Here is an 18979-nt window from a genome sequence, read left to right as displayed (position 1 = left end):
AAGGCCTAAATGTGACCTTTCTGCAACTAAAACAAGCTTAATAGACCCAATAGACTTGTCGGACCAGCATTTTAGCAAGATAGGGCAAACGCGGAACCTCGGCCAATGTTCCTCTCACCGTCGTATTGACCTCGGTTCGTCCCGCCGCCGATGGTGCGACGGCCCTCGAGGCCCAACGATCCGATCAAACAAGAGCGAGCGCGTGAAACAGCCCTTCTCAACCGTTGTAGGGCGGCCTCGTCGGGACAGCCCGGCATGAGCGCCGGGCCAACCTCGACCGCCTCGCCATTCGATGCCCCAGCGCAGGCCAAACTCCTGCTTCGCATCGCCCGCACCGGCGCGCTCGCCACGATCGAGCGCGCCTCGGGCGCGCCCCTGACGACGCTTGTGTCGGTCAGCTCCGACTATGACGGCGCGCCGCTCTTCCTCCTTTCCGCTCTGGCGCGGCATACGGGAAATCTCGCCGAGGACCGGCGCGGCTCTTTGCTGCTGACCAGTTCATCGGGGCGCGGCGATCCGCTCAACCAACCGCGCCTGACAATCGGCGGCGAAATTGTCGCCCACTCTGCGTCCAAGGCCCGCGCGCGTTTCCTTGCGCGCAATCCAAAGGCCAAACTCTATGCGTCCTTTACAGACTTCTCTCTGTTCCGGATGGAGATATCGACGGTTCATTTCAACGGCGGCTTTGCACGAGCCGCTGCGCTGACGCCTACCGATATCCTGACCGATCTTGCGGACGCTCACGCCTTGATTGAGGCGGAATCGGCTTTGCTTGAGGAGGTCAACGCTCGCGGCGGCGCCTGTCTGGCGCGGCTGGCGGGCGACGCGCATGGCGAAAACAAGCGCCGATGGCGCGCCATTGGCCTCGATCCCGAAGGCCTCGACCTTATCGCCGGCGCGCGCGGGGGACGGACGAGCTTTCGGGCGCGGGCCCCTCATCCCCAAGCCTGGCGCGCGGCGCTTGGCGGCTTTTCCGATCGGTCAGCGGGCTAACGCCCGATCCGCGTCCAACCGACGCTGCGGCATAGAAGGCCGCCCAGGATGCAGCCGCGCGTCGTCAAGCGGTCTCCCGCCACGTTCATTTCCATCGAATAATTGCGGTTGCGCTGAGGATCGAAGGCCGAGCCTGCCCAATGATTCGCGGCGGTTTCGCTCAAAGTCATGATCAACTTATCGCCCGCCTTTTCATCGCCCTGCGGATTTTTCGCCCAGGTGTTGGTCGCGCAAATGGCTTTGCCGCAAACCGCGATATGGGTGCGGATGAGGCCGTCATCGCGCGCCCAGTTTCCATTCGCATCGCCGGCGGCGTCGGCGCGCGCCAACGCCAACATGCCGCCCAAGGCGATAAGAGACGCCCCGGCCAGCCTTATGCTGGTCGATCTCACGGCGGCGCAAGCCTCTTGGCGCCGCTGGCATGAGCGAGCGAATAAATGCCCACGTCGATCGTGCCGGAACGAAAGCCCGCTTCGCAATAGCACAGGTAATATTCCCACAACCGCTTGAAGGACGGGCCAAAGCCGAGCCTCTCGATCTCGGGCCATGCGTCGAGAAAACGGCGACGCCATTCGCGCAAGGTCAACGCGTAGCTTTCGCCAAAGTTTTCTACCGCGGTGAGTCTGAGCCCCGCCCTCTCGATCGTCTCACGCAGGAATGTCTTGGAGGGAAGAAAGCCGCCGGGGAAGATGTAGCGCTGAATGAAATCCGGTCTCCGGCAATAATCGGCGAACCGGTCCTCCGCGATGGTGATCGCCTGCAAAACGCAAAGGCCGCCGGGCTTGAGCCTCTCGCGGATCATATCGAAATATCTGGGCATATATTCTCGCCCGACCGCCTCGACCATTTCGACGGAAACGATCCTGTCGAAGCGTCCCTCGATGTCGCGGTAATCCTGCAGACGCAGCTCGACTCGATCCTCAAGCGACTTTTCCTGGATAAGAGCGCGCGCGCTGTCGAGTTGAGCGGGAGAGATCGTCACGCCGGTGACGCGCGCGGCGCTGTTCTGGGCGATCGTGGTGGCGAGGCCGCCCCAGCCGCAGCCTATTTCCAGAACGCTGTCGCCGCCGGCAAGCTGCAGGCGGTCGACAATGCGCTGCAATTTGGCGTCCTGCGCCTGCTCAAGCGTCGCGTTCGCCGACCCGAAAATCGCCGAGGAGTAGATCATCTTGGCGTCGAGCCAGAGCCTGTAAAATTCATTGCCCAGATCGTAATGCGCTTCGATATTGCGCCGACTGCCGCGTCGCGTATTGGCCTTGGCGCGATGAGCCAGCCAATTGAAAACTCTGAAAGGCGCCGAACCCTCAAGCGCATCCATGAAGCGGGCGCCGTTGAGCGCCGCAAGTTCGAACAGAGCCGTCAAATCGACGCTTGACCAGTCATTGTCGAAATAGGCCGTCGCAACGCCGACATCGCCTCCCAGCACGAGGCGGCGAAGGGCGCGCCAATTATTGAGTTTCACCTCTGCCTGCGGGCCCGGGTGCGCGCCGATGCGTTCGAGTTTTGCTCCCGACGGCAGCTCGATCACAAGTCGACCGACGTCTATAAGGGACAAAACCTTCCCGAGCGCAAAACCGGCGAACCCCGCCAATTTCTGGCTTGACCGAGTCTTTACGCCCGCCTCGGCGTCGGTCGGTCCTGGCGGCGACGCCATATCCGCACTCCTCATTTATGAACGCGCCGCACCACATGGGTTACAGGCTGGTCGGGCGGCGGCGGCCGAACTTGCAAGCGCATCCCTTTGACCCAGAGAACCAGCGCCTCCAGATGGATTCCTACAATGACTTTGAGAGTAAGCAAAGGATGGCTGAAAAAGACTTTCCCAAGCGCCGCATCCGTCAATTCCAGACGATCTTGCGCCTGCGTAGCGGTTAGCACCACGCCTTGTCTGTCACGCTCGACGATCGCGATCGACACTTTCTCACCTGGAGGCGTCACCGTGAATTCGTAAGTCATATCCATCGCCATGAAGGGCGAAACATAGAATTGCTTGGCGCAGAACTGGCTGATCGGGCCAACCTCCCCCTCCTCGACCGGGATAAAATAGCTGTGCCGCTGGCCGAACGTATTGTTGACCTCATAGAGAATGGCCCGGAGTTCGCCGCCGCGGCTATGGCAAAAATAGAGGCTGATCGGGTTGAAGGCATAGCCGAGAATGCGAGGCATGGTGAGGAGGCGAATGGGACCGCCATCCAAATCCAGCTCGGCCTGACGCGCGTGGCCCTCAACCTGCTCGCGCAAAGACTTCGATCCCGAACCATAGTCGCAATCAAAAAAACTAAACAGATTGAATGAATTGCGCGACAATAGGCGCAACCGGCCGACAAGCTCCGGCAATTCGTCTAGATCAAGCAGCAGGGCGAAGGTGCGATAGCGCAACGCATGTTTGCGGGGCCGCAGGCGCCGATGCGTGACTTGTCCGACATAAAGACCAGACTTCAGCGCGTTCACGACGCGAGCGCTCCTGTCGATTCGCGCGCCGGTCTCTCAAGCTTGATGCGCCCGGATTCATTGGCGACGCGCCACGGGCGGCGAACGCTTCCGAGCGCCTCGGCGACAGCAAGGCCCGCCTGCAGACCATCCTCATGGAAGCCGGACCCGAAATACGCGCCGCAAAACCAGGCCCCCCGACGACCCTGCAGCGACCAAAGCTGATCCTGAGCGGCGACGGCTTCGGCGTTGAAAATCGGATGCTCACAAATCTGGCGCTGGATCGTCAGGCCCGCGCGCGGCTCGACGATCGGGTTGAGGGTGACGAACCGCGGCGTCCCATTGGGAATGCCTTGAAGGCGGTTCATCCAATAGGTCACCGAAACGGGCGCCGAGGGATCAGCGCGCCTGGCGGCATAATTCCAGCTCGACCAGACTTTGCGGCGGCGCGGCATCAACGAAACGTCCTCATGCAAAACCGCTTCGTTGCGACTGTAACGAAAGGCGCCGAGAATTCTCTGCTCATCGGGCGTCGGATCGCTCAACATCGCCAGCGCCTGATCGGCGTGGGCGCCGATGACGACCTGGTCGAATTTCTCTTCGCCAGCTTCCGAACGGATGAAAACGCCTCCGAGTTCGCGCCGGATCGACCGCACAGGGGCGCCGAGCCGCAGCCTGTCCCTGAACGGCGCGCAAAGCGCGTCGACATAAGTCCGCGCGCCGCCATCGACAGTTCGCCACAACGGCCGGTCTGCGATTTTAAGCAGCCCATGATTCTGACAAAAGCCCACGAAGGCGGCGGCGGGATAATCGGCGACTCTCTTAGCGGGAAGAGACCAGACGGCGGCGGCCATCGGATAGAGATGATCCTGGCGGAAGGCCTCGCCATAGCCATTTTGATCGAGGTATTGGCCAAGCGTCGTCAGGCCAAGCTTGGCGACATCGCGCGGGGCGTTGCGATAGAATCGCAGGATGTCCCGCAGCATCGACCAGAACCTAAGGTTCAGGACGTTGCTCTTCTGGGCGAAAATGCCCGCGATATCGGCGCCAGAATATTCGAGATCGCCATCATCGATCGAGACCGAGAACGACATTTCCGATGCCTTGGTGGGCGTCCCCAGATGAGCGAATAGCGCTGTCAGATTGGGATATGTCGCCTCATTATAAACGATGAAGCCCGTGTCGACCGCGACAGATCCCGCCTTCGAGCAGGTATCGACCGTATGGCTATGGCCGCCGGGCCGCCCTTCGGCCTCAAAAACGGTCACGTCGTGCTTTTGGCTGAGCAGCCAGGCCGCCGAAAGGCCCGATATGCCTGTTCCCACCACCGCAATGTTCAAGCGGCCCGCAGGTTCCAGGGATGTGCTGGCGTCGACGAACATTATCAGTCCCCCGAAGCGCTTGCGGCCCGAGGAGGACGCATTCGATGCTTCTCCACCCTATACGTAGCCAATCGGTTTTCGGTTGAAAATTCTTTTACCTTTGTCGAATCAGTCGCTTCGTCCTCCCGTCATTGTCATTGCGGCGCTCCGCGCAGCCAAAAATTATTCGCCTCGCCGCGCATCCATAGGGAGCCGCGACCCGTATAGGCTTCGCAGACGCGCCGACGGTCCGGTTTCCAAGAGCGCTGTCCCCTCAAGTGGATCATTGTTCGCCTGCGTCGCGCGACGATCCCGGCTTGAGGAACGGGCAACGAGAGAATGCGATGATTGTTCTGGTCTTGTTTGCCGCGGCGCTCGCGCTCGCGCTTTTCATGGCGGGGGCCTGGCTCGCGCAAAGACGCACTGGCCAGTCTGGATGGGTCGATACGATCTGGTCGTTTGCCGTCGGCGTGGTCGGCGCAGGACTTGCGTTGGCGCCAATCCATGCGTCCGATTGGCCGACGACCCGCCAGAGCCTTGTCGCCGCCCTGGCGCTCCTTTGGTCGCTGCGGCTGGGTCTTCACATTATGGGCCGCACACTGCGAGGCGGCGAGGACCCGCGCTACAAGGCCCTGGCCAACGAATGGGGCGAGGATTTTCCCAGACGTTTGTTCTGGTTCCTGCAGATTCAGGCGGCTTCGGCCTTTCTCCTGACGTTGTCGATCTGCGCGGCCGCGCAAAACCCCTCTCGGTTTCCCAATCCCGGCGATTTTCTGGGCGTCGCGATTCTCGCCATCGCCATCGCGGGAGAAGCGGTCGCCGACCGCCAGCTCCGACGCTTCGCGGCGGAGCCGAGCAGCAGAGGCCGGGTTTGCGATGTCGGACTTTGGGGCGTCTGCCGCCATCCCAATTATTTCTTCGAATGGCTCGGTTGGGTCGCCTACCCCATCATCGCTGTCGGCCTACCCCCGGCCAACGCCATTGGCCTGATCGCACTCGTCGGGCCTATTTTCATGTATTGGCTACTCGTTCACGTATCCGGCGTTCCCCCGCTTGAGGCGCATATGGCGCGCTCGCGCGGCGAGGCTTTCAGAGCCTATCAAAGCCGCGTCAACGCCTTTTTCCCGGGTCCGGCGCGTAAGAACGCCCCAGCAAGTCGAGGGCTTAGACCATGAATTTGATCGCCTCTGCGATCGGCGCCGCCGAACGCGCGCCGTTGCCTGACGCCGTGACGCGGGCGGGCGTCGGTTGGCTCGTCGCACAATCGCGCCGCCGGCTCGCCGCCGCCCCGGCCGCCGACGAGACCTTCGCTCTGGAGATGGCGTCGCGGCTGATCGCCGAGCACCCGCAAGCCGCCAATGCGCAGCATTATGAGCTCCCCGCGGCGTTTTTTGCGCGTGCACTCGGACCCAACCGGAAATATTCATGCTGTTTCTATGAGGACGGCGCGAAGAGCCTCGGCGAGGCTGAGGTCAGCGCCCTGGAGGCGACGGTGCGGCGCGCCGACCTGCGCGACGGCCAGCGGATTCTTGAGCTTGGCTGCGGCTGGGGCTCGCTCTCTTTGTTTATGGCGGGGCGCTACCCCGCCGCGCGCATTACGGCCGTTTCGAATTCGGCGACGCAGCGCGCTTTCATTGAAGGAGAAGCGGTCCGCCGCGGCCTGCGCAATCTCACAATCGTCACCGCCGATATGAATGCTTTTGCAACGCAAGATCGGTTCGACCGGATCGTGTCGGTGGAAATGTTCGAGCATATGTCGAACTGGCGCGCGCTGCTGGCGCGCATCCGCTCATGGCTCGCTCCGGAAGGCGCGCTCTTCATTCATATTTTCACGCACCGGACCGGCTCCTATCGCTTCGATCACGCGGATAAATCGGACTGGATCGCTCAGCATTTCTTCACCGGCGGCGTTATGCCAAGCCAAGAGCTGATCCGGCAATTCCCGGATCTGTTCGCAGTGGAGCAGGAATGGCGGTGGAGCGGCGTCAATTACGAGAGAACGGCGCTTGATTGGCTCGCCAATTTCGACGCGCGCCGGGATGAAATCGACGTCATCCTGAGCGATGTCTATGGCGCGCAGGCATGGCTCTGGCGCCGCCGCTGGCGGTTGTTCTTTCTCGCGACCGCAGGTCTTTTTGGCGATAGCGGAGGCGCCGAATGGGGCGTCAGCCATTATAGGCTCAGGCCGACGCCCGATGCGTGAAATCAAGCGGCTGTGTGCCGCGATCGCCGCCTATTCCCATTCAGACGATCCGTTGACCACGGCGAGCAATTTCATTGCGTTATGCGTCGTCGGCAATCAGCCTTTCTATCCGCTTTATGTCTGGTGGGCCGTCGGCGATGACGGTCGGACGTCGTTCCTGACATTCCTGTCGACGCCTTTCTTTCTGGCGATTCCCTGGGTCGCGCGTCGTTCATCGCGCGCCGGGCGCGCGATGCTGCCGATTGTCGGCATCGCCAATACGATCCTGAGCGCAAAGGCCTTTGGCTTTGCCTCAGGCGTGGCGCTGTTCCTTGTCCCCTGCGCGATGATCGCTGGCATGGCGCTGAGGGCGCAGGAGCGAAAGATCATGCTCGGGATTATCGGCTTAGCGATTGCCGCCTTTGCGTTTGTCCAGAACAAGCTGGGCGTCCCTTTGCATATTTTCTCCGAGGAGGAATATGCGCGCTTCCTTTCTTTGAATGCGTGGAGCGTGGCCGCTCTTACCGGTCTCGTCGCGCTTCAATATTCCAATGCTTACGCAAAGATCGTCAATGGTCGGCGATAGGGGAATCGGCGCGGTCGACGCGCGGTGGCTTTCCTGTTTCAGGGCGCTTTGAATTTCGTCAAGCGCGAAGCGGCCAAATAACCCGCCGCCGCCGAGACGGCTGTGAGGAACGCGCCCCACGCCATGTCCGCGACGGTGATCGTCGTCGACCATATTTTCAATGTCGCCTGATTGGTCAGGTCATAAGTCCCGTAAGCGAATAAGCCGAACAGAGCGCCAGAGACCAGAGCCGTGGTCCATCGGCCGCTCGCAAAGGCCGGGCGGATCGCAAAGACGACGATGCCGCAGAGGTACAGGGCGTAAAACGCGATCGCCGGGGTCAGTCTGAAGCCATCGAGCATCATGTCTCCGATACGCGGCCGATAGAGACTATTTGCCGTCAGGGTAAGCCAGACCGCATCAAGGCCGAGCATGACGAGCGCAGCGGCGACATAGCCGATCAGGTTTGCTTTCAGATTCACGCTCATCGGTTGATTCCATCCCGCCGTTCACTGGCTCGACGATTCCCATACGATCGTTGTCGCCGTGGGGATGAAGCAAGAGAAACGACAAGCGAAAGATCGCGCCGCGCGACGGCTAAATCGGCGATTCCTCAGCCAGGTCGAGCCAATGGCGCCCGTGACGATCCTCGACCTCGACGATCCAGAGATCGGAATCGAAACCAATTTCACGCGCCAGCCGTTTTTCGACATCCGCGGGCTCAATCCAATCGTCTTTATGCGCGCGCGACCACAGGCGCTCCACGCCATGCTCGGCAAGCTCCGATTGAGGCGCCGGAGCAAACAGCGCCGCGCGACCGTCGAGCCGATCGATCTTGACGAATATGGCGCCCGCTTCCGCCGCGCCGCGCCGACGCAATGTTGCGACGGCGCCTTCGACCGCGCATCGCCTGAGATAGGCCGAGACCCAGATATCGGCGCGAAGCCGCATGGCGCTCAATGGGCGGCGGCGTTCGCCGCCGCGCTGAGCTGCTTGACGAGCTTGGCGGTGATTTCGCTAGACGAAGCCAGGCCATGCGTGCGCTCGAACTGCTGGATCGCCTGTTCCGTCGATGCGCCTTCGACGCCGTCCGCCTTGATGGCAAACCCGAGTTTGATCAACGCATTTTGAGCGGCGATCGTCAGATGCGTCCCATCCTTGGCCGCGTCGCCGCGCAAGAGGTCGCGAATGGGATCGCCGGATCGCGCGGGAGGAACCGGGATAGAATCGGTCGCGGCGCCGAGATCGGCAGGACGGGCGGGCGGCTGCGCAATAACAGGCGCGCTTTCGGCCATCGCCGGCGCGGGCCTGGCTGGCGGCTCAACCGCGATCGGCTCAGGTTTGGGAGCGGCGAAAAAAGGCGCCGAATGCCGTTCTTTCTGCATGACCAGCGCATTGACCACGATGCCGGTGAGGATGGCCGCCAGAGTCGCGCCCGCGATGGTGCGCGACGGCCGCGACAGAAGCGGGCGGATAGCGACCCATACCAAGCCTTCCCTGTCTTTGCGCCGCGCGGATCGCGCAGGGCGAGACAGAACGGAATCGTTCTGGGAGCGGGCGAGCGCTTCAGGCAATTCTTTTCTCTTTCGTTGCGTGATGCGATGCAGGATAGGACGCAAGAGGGTCGGGCGAGGATCGGGTCAGGCTCGGCAAAATCTCGATAGGCGCGGGCGCCGAATCGGTTGGCGCCTTGCCGCGGCAATCGAGGGGCAATCGAACCGCAACGCGCGTGCCTTCCTCAACCACGCTTTCGAGCAATAGCGACCCCCCATGCAACCCAACCAAGCCCCGCACAAGGGAAAGGCCGAGGCCCGTGCCTTCAAACATCCGGTCATAAGACGATCGCACCTGGAAAAAGGGATTCCCGAGCTTGGAAAAATGGCCGGGCGCAATCCCGATGCCGGTGTCGTCGACGTAAATCACCAGCGAATCGCCCTCGACGCGAGCGCCGATCGTCACGCGTCCATTGGGCTTGGTGAACTTCACCGCGTTTGACAGCAGATTGATCAGGATTTGCCGGCAGGCGCGCTTGTCGGCGATGAGTTCTCTTGGAATATCAAGCGGCGCCTGAACCAACTCGACGCCGCCTTCATCCGCTTTCAAGCGCAGCATATCGCAGCAGGAGGCAATCAAGGGCCCCACGTCGAATGGTTCGGGCATGATCGAGAAGCGCCTCGCTTCTATCTTCGACATATCGAGAATCAGATTGACCACGGAGAGAAGATGTTCGGCGGAGGCATGGATGATGCCGGCATATTCAAGCTGTTTTGCGGCGTCGCGGGGCGCGAGTTCGGCGCTGCCCAATATTTCCGAAAATCCGATGATCGCGTTGAGCGGCGTGCGCAACTCGTGACTGACGTTGGCGAGCAGACGATCTTTCCATGAACTGTCGCTTTCCGCTTCCGCGCTAGCGGCTGCGTGTTTCTCGCCATTATTTTTCGCGACGCTCCTGACCACACAGACGACCGCGGCTCCGCTACGGTCGTTGGCGTTCGCCAGAGCGTCGCCCAAGCGGTGAATGCGCATTTCCGCGTTAGAGAAGACAGGCTCGTCGAACTCTTGTCCCGGGTCAGCCCGCGATCCCGTGCGCAACCTCAATGTGACGCCAATCGCGCCCTCGCGCTGCAAGGCCGCGCCAATCGCCTGCAGGAGAGAGGGGCGATCGCCGACATGAACGCGGTCAAAAAAGCCGCGCCCCGTCAATTCCCCGACATCGCGGCCAAACACATCCCGCGCGCCGAGGCTGATCGACAGCGCTCCGCCCGACGAATCAAGGCGTAGGATCAGATCGCCGGTCGCCGCGGCGATGGCGTCGTAAGGCGTCGCGCCGGCCAGGTCTGTGCGGCGCCCCATCGCGCGAATTTTCCGTGCGCCGACCGCCAGCGCGACGCCGCAGATGGCGATCCACGCCGCGAGCCCCACCGCCAGAGGACCGGATAATCCGCCGCCAGTCGTCATGAGGGCTGCATATTCCGCGCCGACAAGACCAAGAAGGCCGGCCGTCGCGAAAAGACTGGCGAGCAGCCATGGAAAGGGGAGGCCGAAGATCAACTCGCGCTTTGCGACATCCATTTGCGAATTCGCCGTATCCCTATAGAGCAGACCTACGATTTGCCGCCGGATGGCATGGAAAGATGACACCAAGGCCGCGCTCCCAGATCCCGGGTCGATTCCACGATCAGGGCGCAACGATCCCAGTCCCGCCTTAAATCAACCCTAAGAATCGGCGGGCCGAAGCCGGACTGTGCGGCGGTCCCCAGCTTTCGGGCGCTATGCTTGCCGACATGGTTGACAAAGCGTTGCCATGGCGCGGCCTGCCGCCTTGACCAAAGGTTAAGTCCCTCGGGCGAATTCGACTCGAAATGTCGACGCGGTCTTTGGCCGCCTATGCCTATTGTTCAGGCGTCATCGACGCTGGCGTGCGGCGGTTTGGTGATGTGAGGCTCCGCTATGATGTTTCTCGTCCGCTCGGCTTTCTGGCTCAGCATCGTCTATGCCCACATGCCGCTCGATGGCGGCCAGGTCGCTCGCGTCGCCGACGAGGCTCAGGGCGCTGTCGTTGCGAGCGCGGCCGCAATCGTCAAAACCAAATGCGCCCAGGACCCCGTTTCGTGCCGTGCGATCGTGAGCGCCGGCGCCGGAGCAGTCCTTTCGGCTGGCGGCGAACGTTCCTCCAGTGCACAAATCCGGACGCGCAGCGCCGGAGCCGTTAAAGGCGCCCGGCCGTCAGCCAATTCGCTCAGCGCCGCTGATCTGGCGACGCCATGGCGCGGCAGACAGACAAAATCCGGCGCCTGATTCCTGAGAAGCGCTCTGGCGCCAATGGAGCGACGCCCGATATAAGAGGGCGACGCGAGCCGAAGGACGCCCTCACTGACAAGCATTGACACGATCCGCAGCGACTTTGCTTTCCTCGACGACTGGGAAGACCGCTATCGCTATATCCTCGAACTCGGCCGTGCGCTCGAGCCCCTGAGCGAGGCCGCTCATAACGATGCGAACAAGGTTCGCGGTTGCGTCAGCCAGGTGTGGCTGGAGCTTGACGACGAAGCGCGCGCGGGCGGCGAGAGGGTGCTCCATTATCGGGGCGACAGCGATTCCCATCTGGTGCGCGGCCTTATCGCCATTGCGCTTGCGCTCTATTCGGACCGCACCCCTCGTGAAATCCTGTCTTCCGACGCTCAGGCGCTGTTCCGCGAATTGGGCCTTGAGCAGCACCTCACGCCGCAACGGTCCAATGGGGTGCGGGCGATGATCCAGCGCATCCGCGCCGACGCGGCGGCGGTGGTCTGAGCCTTACACCGGTTCAGGCGCGGCGGGTTCTTTGATCCTGAACCAGGCGACATAGAGGGCCGGCAGGAACAACAGGGTCAGGACCGTTCCCACAATGATCCCGCCCATCATCGCATAGGCCATCGGTCCCCAGAACACTTCCTGCGAGATCGGGATGAGAGCGAGGCTCGCCGCGGCCGCCGTCAACAGGATTGGCCGCATCCGATGCTCGGTCGCCTCCCGAACGGCGCGCCAGGGCTCGACCCCCTCGCTTCGTATGGTCTCGATCTGGATGATCAGGATGACCGAATTGCGGATCAGAATGCCAATCAATGCGAGAACCCCGAGGATCGCCACAAAGCCGAGGGGCGCGCCGCTCGGCAACAGGGCCGCGACGACCCCGATAAGACCCAGAGGCGCGACCGCGACGACAAGAAACAACCTCTGGAAGCTCTGAAGCTGAATCATCAGCAGCGTCGCCATCGTGAACAGCATCAGCGGGACCACGAGAACGATCGGGCCCTGTCCCTTGCCGCTTTCTTCGACGGCGCCGCCAGTCGCCACCGAATAATTCACGGGCAGGGCGTCTGCGAAGTCCTTTACCGATGCCTCAAGCTGCTTCACCACGGTCGCCGGCTGCGTCGAATCGATAAGGCCGGCCTTGACGGTGATCGTGGGAAGGCGCGCCCGACGCCACACGACAGGCTGCTCGAGTTCATAGTGAAACGTCGCCACCGCCGCCAGAGGCAGCGCGGTTCCGTTGCGTCCGGGCAATTGCAAATTCTGCAGGGTTTCGATCGAGCCGCGCTCGTCCTCACGCGCCCGGCCAATGACGTCGACCAGATAGATGCTGTCGCGCACTTGCGTGACCGTCGCCCCTCCCACCGTGCTGTTCAAGGCGGAGGCTATGTCCTGCGAGCTGACGCCGAGCTGACGCGCCCGATCCTGAAGGACATCGACCTTCACGACTCTGGCGGGCTCGTTCCAATCATAGACGACATCGCCGACATGCCCATTGCCGCCGACGATGCTTGCCAGCTTCATCGCGAGTTCCCTGACCCCCGCCAATTCCGGACCGCTTACGCGATATTGAATCGGCCGGCCGACGGGCGGCCCAAGGTTGAGCGGCTGCACGGTGACGTCCGTGCCGATAAATTCCTTTTTCGCCAGCGCACTGAGTTTCGCCGCGATTCTGTCTCGCACCGCGTAGCTCTTGGTGACGATAATCATCTCGCCGAAATAGGGATTGGCGGGCTGCACATCGAGCGGCAGGTAAAAACGCACCGCGCCTTGTCCGACATAGGACGACCAGCGGTCGATATCGGGATCCCCTCCAAAGGTCGCTTCGAACCGATCCATTTGCGCTCTGGTCTCGGCGATCGAACTGTTCTCGGGCAGGGTGAAGTCGACAACGAGTTCGGGGCGATCGGACGAGGGAAAGAACTGCTGCTGGACAAAGCCGAGCCCATAAAGGGAGGCCGCGAAGATCGCCAGCGTAAGGCCGATGGTCGCCCAGCGCCAGCTCATCGCCGCTTCCAGCGCCTGCGCAAAGAGTCGATTGAACCAGCCAGGCTTTTCGTCATGCGTGGCCATGGAAGCGGGCATGAGATTCACGCCCAGAAGCGGCGTGAAAAGCACCGCCACAATCCAGGAGATGATCAGCGCCGCCGCGATGACCACAAACAGCGTGAACGTGTATTCGCCGGCGTTGCTGCTGTTGAGCCCGATGGGAATGAAGCCGGCGATAGTGACCAGCGTTCCGGTCAGCATCGGAAACGCCGTCGAGGTATAGGCGAAGGTCGCCGCTTTGATGCGCGTGTCGCCTGCCTCCAGCCTGGCGACCATCATCTCCACCGTGATCATCGCATCGTCGACGAGCAGCCCAAGCGCAATGATCAGGGCGCCGAGCGAGACGCGCTGGAGCGAAATGCCGAGATAGTTCATGACCAGAAAGGTGATGGCGAGCACAAGCGGGATCGAGAGCGCCACCACAAGACCCGCGCGCAATCCCAGGCTGACGAAGCTGACGAGAAGAACGATGGCGACGGCCTCGAAAAGCGCCTTGGTGAACCCGCCGACGGCCTCTTCAACGACGGCCGGCTGATCCGAAACGAGATGAACGCCGACGCCGATCGGCAGATCAGCGGTAATTCTGGTCATCTGCTTGTCAAGGGCGTCGCCGAAATTCAGCAGATTGGAATTCGGCTTCATACCGATGGCGAGCCCAATCGCTGGCTGGCCGTTGAACCGGAACAGGCTCGACGGCGGGTCGACATAGCCGCGCGAGATGGTCGCGACATCGCTGAGACGGAAGAAGCGGTCGTTGACGCGCAGATTGATATTGCGAAGACTGTCTTCCGACGTGAACTGGCCGCTGACCCGCACGCTGATGCGTTCGGGCCCGGCCTGAATAACGCCCGAAGGCGAAATGGCGTTCTGCGCCCGCAGCGTCGCCAGGACCGCCTGTTGATCGAGGCCCAGCGCCGCGATTTGCCGTGTCGAGAACTCAAGGAAGATGACCTCATCCTGAGCGCCGATGAGATCGACGCGACCGGCGTTCGGCACGGTCAGAATCTTGGCGCGAACCCCCTCGACATAGTCGCGCAATTGCCGTTGGCTCAGTCCGTCCGAAGTGAAGGCATAGACGTTTCCATAGACGTCGCCGAAACGGTCATTGAAAAAGGGGCCGACGACGCCGTCGGGGAACTGCCCGCGAATATCGGCGATCATATTGCGAATTTGCGCCCAGATAGCCGGAATCTGCGGACCTTTGGTCGTGTCTTTCAGATTGACGAAGATCGTCGTCTGACCGGGCGTCGTGACGCTGCGGGTAAAGTCGAGCGTATCCAGCTCCTCGAGTTTTTTCTCGATGCGATCGGTGATCTGGTTGACCGTGTCTTCGACGGATGCGCCTGGCCATTGCGCCTGGATGAGCATGGTTTTGATTGTGAAAGCCGGATCTTCCTCTCGGCCCAATCCGCGATAGGACATCACGCCTGCGATCAACGCCACGAGCATGAAATACCAGACGAGAGACTTGTGACGCAGCGCCCAATCGGAGAGGTTGAAGGAATTCACCGCGGGTCTCCGTCAAGAACGCGCACCAATTGGCCCGATGTGAGACTATGCACGCCGGCTGTGACGACCCGGCTTCCCTGCGCGAGTCCCTCCGCCACCTGCACCGACCCTCCGCTCCTTGCGGCGATCGTGAGGGCGTGAAGCGAAACCGTATTGGCGACGGGGTCGACGATCCAGACGCTGGTCTTGCCGTCCGCATCGAGGATCGCTGAAGCCGGCAATTCGATATGAGGCGTCGCTCCGCTTTCAAGCGTCGCCGTCACGATGGCGCCAAGGCGAAAAGTCTGTGGCGGATTTTCGAGCGCGATCCGCAGGCGTCTTGTACGCGTAGCCGCGTCGGCCTGTGGCGCGATCTCGCGGACCCGGCCTGTCGTCTTGATCGACGGATCAAGCTCCGAAGCCACTTCGAAGCGGGCGCCGTCGGCCAGGCTGGTTGCAAGGTCGTCGGGCACATCGACAATGGCCTCGCGCACGTCCGGTCTGGCGAGGGTCATGACTTTCTGTCCGGGCGAAACGACCTGACCGACCTCGGCGTCCACAGCCGTGATGACGCCGTCGAAGTCAGCCTGCAATTGCGCGTAGCCGAGCTGTTCCTGAGCCTTATTCAGACTCGCCTGCGCCTGAGTGACCGCCGCCTCGGCTGTCTCCCTCCCCAGACGGGCCGTGTCAAACTGCGCCTGCGCGGTATTGTTCTGTTCCAGAAGAGTGCGCTGGCGCGCCTCCGTCGCGCTGGCGTTGGCAAGTTGCGCCTGGGCGTTGGCGACCGCGGCCAGAGCAGAGCGGACAGCAAATTCGAGCGAAGCGGGGTCCAGAGCCGCCAATAGGGCGCCTTTGGACACGACATCGCCGACATTCGCGTCTCTTGCGATCATGCGGCCAAGAACTCTGAAGCCGAGAACGGCGCTGTAGCGCGGCTCGATCGAGCCGGCGAAACTGACGGTCCTGCCCAAAGTCGGCGCTACGACGAGGGAGAGCACCGGGCGAACCGGCGGCGGCGCGGCGGCGTTTTTGTCGCCGCAACCGGCGAGAAACACGAGCGCCGCAGCAAGCGGCAATCTCCGACCGCCCCTCACGCGCCACCTCTTTCAGACGGAGAAATGGTCTGGCCCGGACGCAGCAATTGGGATCCGTCCGTCACGACAATCTCGCCGGGCGTCAACCCTTCGGCGACAATGATCTCTCCGGTTCGATAGCGATCGATTTTGAAATTCCGCAATGAAACGGCCCCTGTCTTCGGATCGAGGATCCAAACGGCGGGTTTATCGTCCAGGGAAGAGAGGGCGCTCCACGGCAGCCTAATGACCTTGCGGGGCTGGATATGGGCGACGCCCCGCACGAGCGCTCCAAGCGTCATCGCGGGCGGAGAATTATCGAGACCGATCTTCACCCGAATGGTCCCGGTGGTCATATCGACGGTCGGCGCAATCTCGCGAACTTCGCCGAACGCCACAGTTTTCGGGTCTGAAAGCAGCGTTACCTCGACCTTGCTTACGACGCGGCCCCCGCCAAGGATGGACTCATAAATGTCAAAAACGGCGTCCCGCGGACCATCCTGCGCGATCGTGAACGCCGCCTGCGCCGCCTGCATGACCTGACCGGCCTCGACATTGCGCGCCGTGACGATGCCTGCGACGCCAGCTTTAAGCTCGGTGTCGCCCAATCTTTCTTGCGCCGCCGCCAATTGCGCCGCCGCCGAATCTACCGATCCCTGCGCTGTGCGCGCGCCAGCCTCCGCCTGGTCGTATTCCCGACGAGTCGTGAAACCTTTCGCGAAGAGCTCCTTCTGGCGCTCGAAGGTCGCCGTCACCTGGCGAAGTTGCGCGTTGGCCGAGTCGAGCACGGCCTGAGCCGCTGCGACATCGGCATTCTGTTCCTGCGGATCAATTTTTGCGAGCGTCTGGCCGGCGCTGACGTGATCGCCGACATCCACATTGCGCTCCAGAATGCGCCCGCTGACGCGAAAAGAAACGTCGCTTTGAAACTGCGGCTTGATCTCGCCGGTAAGGCTTACGTCCGGCTCATAGTCCGTCAAGGCGAGCACAACCGTCCTGACTGGCGTGGCGACTTTCACATTGGCGGTTTGCGAGGGCTGACAGCCGGCCAGAACGAATAGCGCGGCGCAGGCGATGACCGCCTGCGCAAGCGGCCTCTGCGGGGAGACAAAATGGTATCGCATGCGCCACCGACTCCAAGCTTCGCCAGGACATATTACCCGCAGCGCGTCATTGGCGTGGAAAATATTTCCGCCCGAGAGATGAAGATGAAACGCTGAGAAATATCATCGCCCAAGGGGAACAGGTTCAGGCAAGGTACCGATCGTATCTTAGCCGCGGACGGCGATGTGACGGCTTGGCAAGCCGGACCAAAAGGAACGCCGCCGTATGTCGGTCGTATCTTTCGGTGCGAGATATCCCCTTTCGCTGAACTCTCAACGATTAAATCAAAGGAAGCAACGATGTTCTTTGCGGTCCCCATCGTCGGCAAGATTCTCGCCGGTTTCGCCGCGTCTGAGGCCAGCGCGAGCACCTCGGCGACGCAGACAACAGCCCAATCGAAAGTCCAGTCCGTCACGGGCGCCGCGGTCAACCCCGCCGACTTCGCGCAGACGCTCGACACGATTGATCAGGCCGCCGCCTCCAAGGCACAGCACAGTTTGTTCAGCTCCGCGAAGGTGTGAAACGCGCGACAAGTTCATGCTCGTAGCCGGGATAGGTGAGCCGAACGAAAGTGACGGAACGTTCGGCGCGCCATGTGCGTCGTTCAATCGTAAGGCAGGCGGTTCCGGGCGTGATTTCGAGCGCCGACGCGGTCGCTCCATCCGCCGCGATCGCCCTGATTTTATGCTCGGCCGCCGACCAGGGCACGCGGCTGACCAGCCAGGCGCCCGGCGGGGCCTCCACAAAACTCTCCTCAATCGCCTCGGGAACGGCGGTCAGATTGATAAGCCTCTCTTCAAGACAGAATGGGCGATACCCTGCGAAGTGACGGCACACCAGTGCGAGGACTGGCCCTGTCGAAGCCAGATCAAGGCGATCGCGATCCTCGCGCGTGCTCCGACGCTTATTGCGGGCGATAATCTCGTGACGATAGGGAAGGCCGAGAGCCAGAACCTCCGCTTTCATATCCTGGATTTCGAGCACTGCCGATTGACTGGGCGGACGCAGGACAAAGCTGCCGCTCTTGCGTCGCCGCTCGATCAACTTCGCATTGGCGAGTTCGGTCAACACCTTGCTCACCGTCATTCGCGAACAGCCGTAATGGGCCTGCAATTCATGCTCGAACGGAATGCGGCGCCCGGGAGGCCACTTGCCTGACAGAATACAATCCCTGATGTCGTTCAGGATTCGCTGATGCAGCGAAGGCGGCGGCGTTTTCGCAGACGTAGCCGACCCGTTCGACGCCCCTGCGCTGTCTACGCTCGTCACGGTTCTCCTGCCTTTCAAGCCGGGATCACGCGGCGCTGAGTTCATTCATGACGGCGCGAAACCTGGAGACGACCCGTTCGCGCTCGCGATGCCTGCCGCCTTCGACCAGTTTGCGCCCACGTACCCAAACGCAATCGATGGCGCCCGCGGCGGCGCCGAATATCCAGGAATCGAGCAGCCCGTCGCCTTCACAACCAGCAAACCCTGGATGCGTCGAGTCTAGCGTTATGAAATTGGCCGGGGCTCCTGGCGCGAGTCCCCCGCGATCAGCCTGAAGCGCCGCGCCGCCGCCGCCAATCGCCCCGTCGAACAGCGCTCTTCCGGTCGAGCCGCCCGCAACCGCCATGACGTTGCGGGCGCGATGGAAAAGGCGCTGCGCATATTCGAGTTGGCGCAATTCGTCAGCGACGCCAATCCGCACATTCGAATCCGAACCGATGGCGAAGCGACCGCCACGACCGACAAAGGCGGTCGCGTTGAATATTCCGTCGCCAAGGTTCGCTTCCGTAACGGGACAGAGGCCGGCGATCCCTTCCGCCTTGGCCAATCTTTCGGTCTCGCGTTCATCCATATGGGTGGCGTGGATGAGACACCAGCGCGCATCGACAGGGGCGTTGTCGAGCAGCCATTCAACGGGCCGGGCGCCGGACCAAGCGAGGCAATCCTCGACTTC

At 62.0% G+C, this 18979-nt stretch carries 20 protein-coding genes; 7 read left to right on the top strand and 13 right to left on the bottom strand.

Features of this window, described 5'->3' with window-relative positions; all coding sequences use genetic code 11:
• The first annotated feature begins 255 nt into the window (after nt 1-255).
• Nucleotides 256-993, top strand: coding sequence for a HugZ family protein (locus tag GSQ90_RS01025; protein WP_158812623.1), 738 nt, complete (start codon nt 256-258; stop codon nt 991-993).
• On the opposite strand, the gene GSQ90_RS01020 is transcribed toward GSQ90_RS01025, so the two are convergent.
• The 4 genes from GSQ90_RS01020 to GSQ90_RS01005 are packed head-to-tail and all read right to left on the bottom strand — an operon-like array spanning nt 990 to nt 4805.
• On the bottom strand, nt 990-1385 hold the full coding sequence (locus GSQ90_RS01020) for a DUF2147 domain-containing protein (RefSeq protein ID WP_158812622.1): 396 nt from the start codon (nt 1383-1385) through the stop codon (nt 990-992). The genes GSQ90_RS01025 and GSQ90_RS01020 overlap by 4 nt on opposite strands.
• Complete coding sequence (locus tag GSQ90_RS01015; protein ID WP_158812621.1) at nt 1382-2647, bottom strand: cyclopropane-fatty-acyl-phospholipid synthase family protein; 1266 nt, start codon at nt 2645-2647, stop codon at nt 1382-1384. Before GSQ90_RS01015 ends, GSQ90_RS01020 begins: the two co-directional genes overlap by 4 nt.
• 11 nt (nt 2648-2658) lie before the next feature.
• Nucleotides 2659-3444 (bottom strand): DUF1365 domain-containing protein, encoded by a 786-nt coding sequence (locus tag GSQ90_RS01010; RefSeq protein ID WP_158812620.1) that lies wholly within the window; start codon nt 3442-3444, stop codon nt 2659-2661.
• Nucleotides 3441-4805, bottom strand: a complete 1365-nt coding sequence (locus GSQ90_RS01005) for an NAD(P)/FAD-dependent oxidoreductase (protein ID WP_158812619.1) — start codon at nt 4803-4805, stop codon at nt 3441-3443. The genes GSQ90_RS01010 and GSQ90_RS01005 overlap by 4 nt, the downstream gene beginning before the upstream one ends.
• Before the next feature lie 323 nt (nt 4806-5128).
• On the opposite strand from GSQ90_RS01005, the gene GSQ90_RS01000 reads away from it, so the two are divergent.
• Genes GSQ90_RS01000 through GSQ90_RS00990 form a run of 3 tightly spaced genes read left to right on the top strand, consistent with a single transcriptional unit; the run spans nt 5129 to nt 7552 of the window.
• Nucleotides 5129-5959, top strand: a complete 831-nt coding sequence (locus GSQ90_RS01000; protein ID WP_158812618.1) for a DUF1295 domain-containing protein — start codon at nt 5129-5131, stop codon at nt 5957-5959.
• Entirely contained in the window at nt 5956-6987 is a 1032-nt protein-coding gene (locus GSQ90_RS00995) for a cyclopropane-fatty-acyl-phospholipid synthase family protein (protein ID WP_158812617.1), read from the top strand. The genes GSQ90_RS01000 and GSQ90_RS00995 overlap by 4 nt, the downstream gene beginning before the upstream one ends.
• Nucleotides 6980-7552: a hypothetical protein gene (locus GSQ90_RS00990; protein WP_158812616.1), complete on the top strand. Its 573-nt coding sequence runs from the start codon at nt 6980-6982 to the stop codon at nt 7550-7552. The genes GSQ90_RS00995 and GSQ90_RS00990 overlap by 8 nt, the downstream gene beginning before the upstream one ends.
• A 38-nt stretch (nt 7553-7590) precedes the next feature.
• Here the strand turns inward: GSQ90_RS00990 and GSQ90_RS00985 are convergent, their stop codons facing one another.
• The 4 genes from GSQ90_RS00985 to GSQ90_RS00970 form a co-directional block, all read right to left on the bottom strand.
• Nucleotides 7591-8007, bottom strand: coding sequence for a DUF2177 family protein (locus GSQ90_RS00985; RefSeq protein ID WP_371418320.1), 417 nt, complete (start codon nt 8005-8007; stop codon nt 7591-7593).
• Between the two features lie 121 nt (nt 8008-8128).
• Nucleotides 8129-8482 (bottom strand): DUF1491 family protein, encoded by a 354-nt coding sequence (locus tag GSQ90_RS00980; RefSeq protein ID WP_158812852.1) that lies wholly within the window; start codon nt 8480-8482, stop codon nt 8129-8131.
• 5 nt (nt 8483-8487) lie between these two features.
• On the bottom strand, nt 8488-9105 hold the full coding sequence (locus tag GSQ90_RS00975; RefSeq protein WP_158812614.1) for a peptidoglycan-binding domain-containing protein: 618 nt from the start codon (nt 9103-9105) through the stop codon (nt 8488-8490).
• Nucleotides 9098-10603 (bottom strand): PAS domain-containing sensor histidine kinase, encoded by a 1506-nt coding sequence (locus tag GSQ90_RS00970; RefSeq protein WP_158812613.1) that lies wholly within the window; start codon nt 10601-10603, stop codon nt 9098-9100. The genes GSQ90_RS00975 and GSQ90_RS00970 overlap by 8 nt, the downstream gene beginning before the upstream one ends.
• A 378-nt stretch (nt 10604-10981) precedes the next feature.
• On the opposite strand from GSQ90_RS00970, the gene GSQ90_RS00965 reads away from it, so the two are divergent.
• Together GSQ90_RS00965 and GSQ90_RS00960 are read left to right on the top strand one after the other, a co-directional pair.
• Entirely contained in the window at nt 10982-11329 is a 348-nt protein-coding gene (locus GSQ90_RS00965) for a hypothetical protein (protein ID WP_158812612.1), read from the top strand.
• A 75-nt stretch (nt 11330-11404) separates the two neighbouring features.
• The gene (locus tag GSQ90_RS00960) at nt 11405-11824 is read left to right on the top strand and encodes a SufE family protein (protein ID WP_158812850.1); all 420 of its coding nucleotides are present in this window, start codon (nt 11405-11407) and stop codon (nt 11822-11824) included.
• Between the two features lie 3 nt (nt 11825-11827).
• Here GSQ90_RS00960 and GSQ90_RS00955 read toward each other — a convergent pair whose 3' ends face one another.
• From GSQ90_RS00955 to GSQ90_RS00945, 3 genes are read right to left on the bottom strand one after another with little or no spacing between them, the layout of a single operon-like run.
• Nucleotides 11828-14881, bottom strand: coding sequence for an efflux RND transporter permease subunit (locus GSQ90_RS00955; protein WP_158812611.1), 3054 nt, complete (start codon nt 14879-14881; stop codon nt 11828-11830).
• The gene (locus GSQ90_RS00950) at nt 14878-15936 is read right to left on the bottom strand and encodes an efflux RND transporter periplasmic adaptor subunit (RefSeq protein WP_246731356.1); all 1059 of its coding nucleotides are present in this window, start codon (nt 15934-15936) and stop codon (nt 14878-14880) included. Before GSQ90_RS00950 ends, GSQ90_RS00955 begins: the two co-directional genes overlap by 4 nt.
• A 14-nt stretch (nt 15937-15950) precedes the next feature.
• Nucleotides 15951-17057 (bottom strand): efflux RND transporter periplasmic adaptor subunit, encoded by a 1107-nt coding sequence (locus GSQ90_RS00945; RefSeq protein ID WP_158812609.1) that lies wholly within the window; start codon nt 17055-17057, stop codon nt 15951-15953.
• Between the two features lie 279 nt (nt 17058-17336).
• On the opposite strand from GSQ90_RS00945, the gene GSQ90_RS00940 reads away from it, so the two are divergent.
• On the top strand, nt 17337-17558 hold the full coding sequence (locus GSQ90_RS00940) for a hypothetical protein (protein WP_158812608.1): 222 nt from the start codon (nt 17337-17339) through the stop codon (nt 17556-17558).
• On the opposite strand, the gene hutC is transcribed toward GSQ90_RS00940, so the two are convergent.
• Both hutC and GSQ90_RS00930 read right to left on the bottom strand, forming a co-directional pair.
• The gene (hutC, locus tag GSQ90_RS00935; RefSeq protein WP_371418318.1) at nt 17539-18306 is read right to left on the bottom strand and encodes a histidine utilization repressor; all 768 of its coding nucleotides are present in this window, start codon (nt 18304-18306) and stop codon (nt 17539-17541) included. The genes GSQ90_RS00940 and hutC overlap by 20 nt on opposite strands.
• A gap of 25 nt (nt 18307-18331) precedes the next feature.
• A partial coding sequence (locus tag GSQ90_RS00930) for an amidohydrolase family protein (protein WP_158812606.1) occupies nt 18332-18979 on the bottom strand: 648 nt, incomplete at its 5' end.

It is taken from the genome of Methylocapsa sp. S129 (assembly GCF_009765995.1).
In the GTDB taxonomy this organism is placed as follows: domain Bacteria; phylum Pseudomonadota; class Alphaproteobacteria; order Rhizobiales; family Beijerinckiaceae; genus Roseiarcus.
This window is presented reverse-complemented; position numbering and strand designations above follow the sequence as displayed.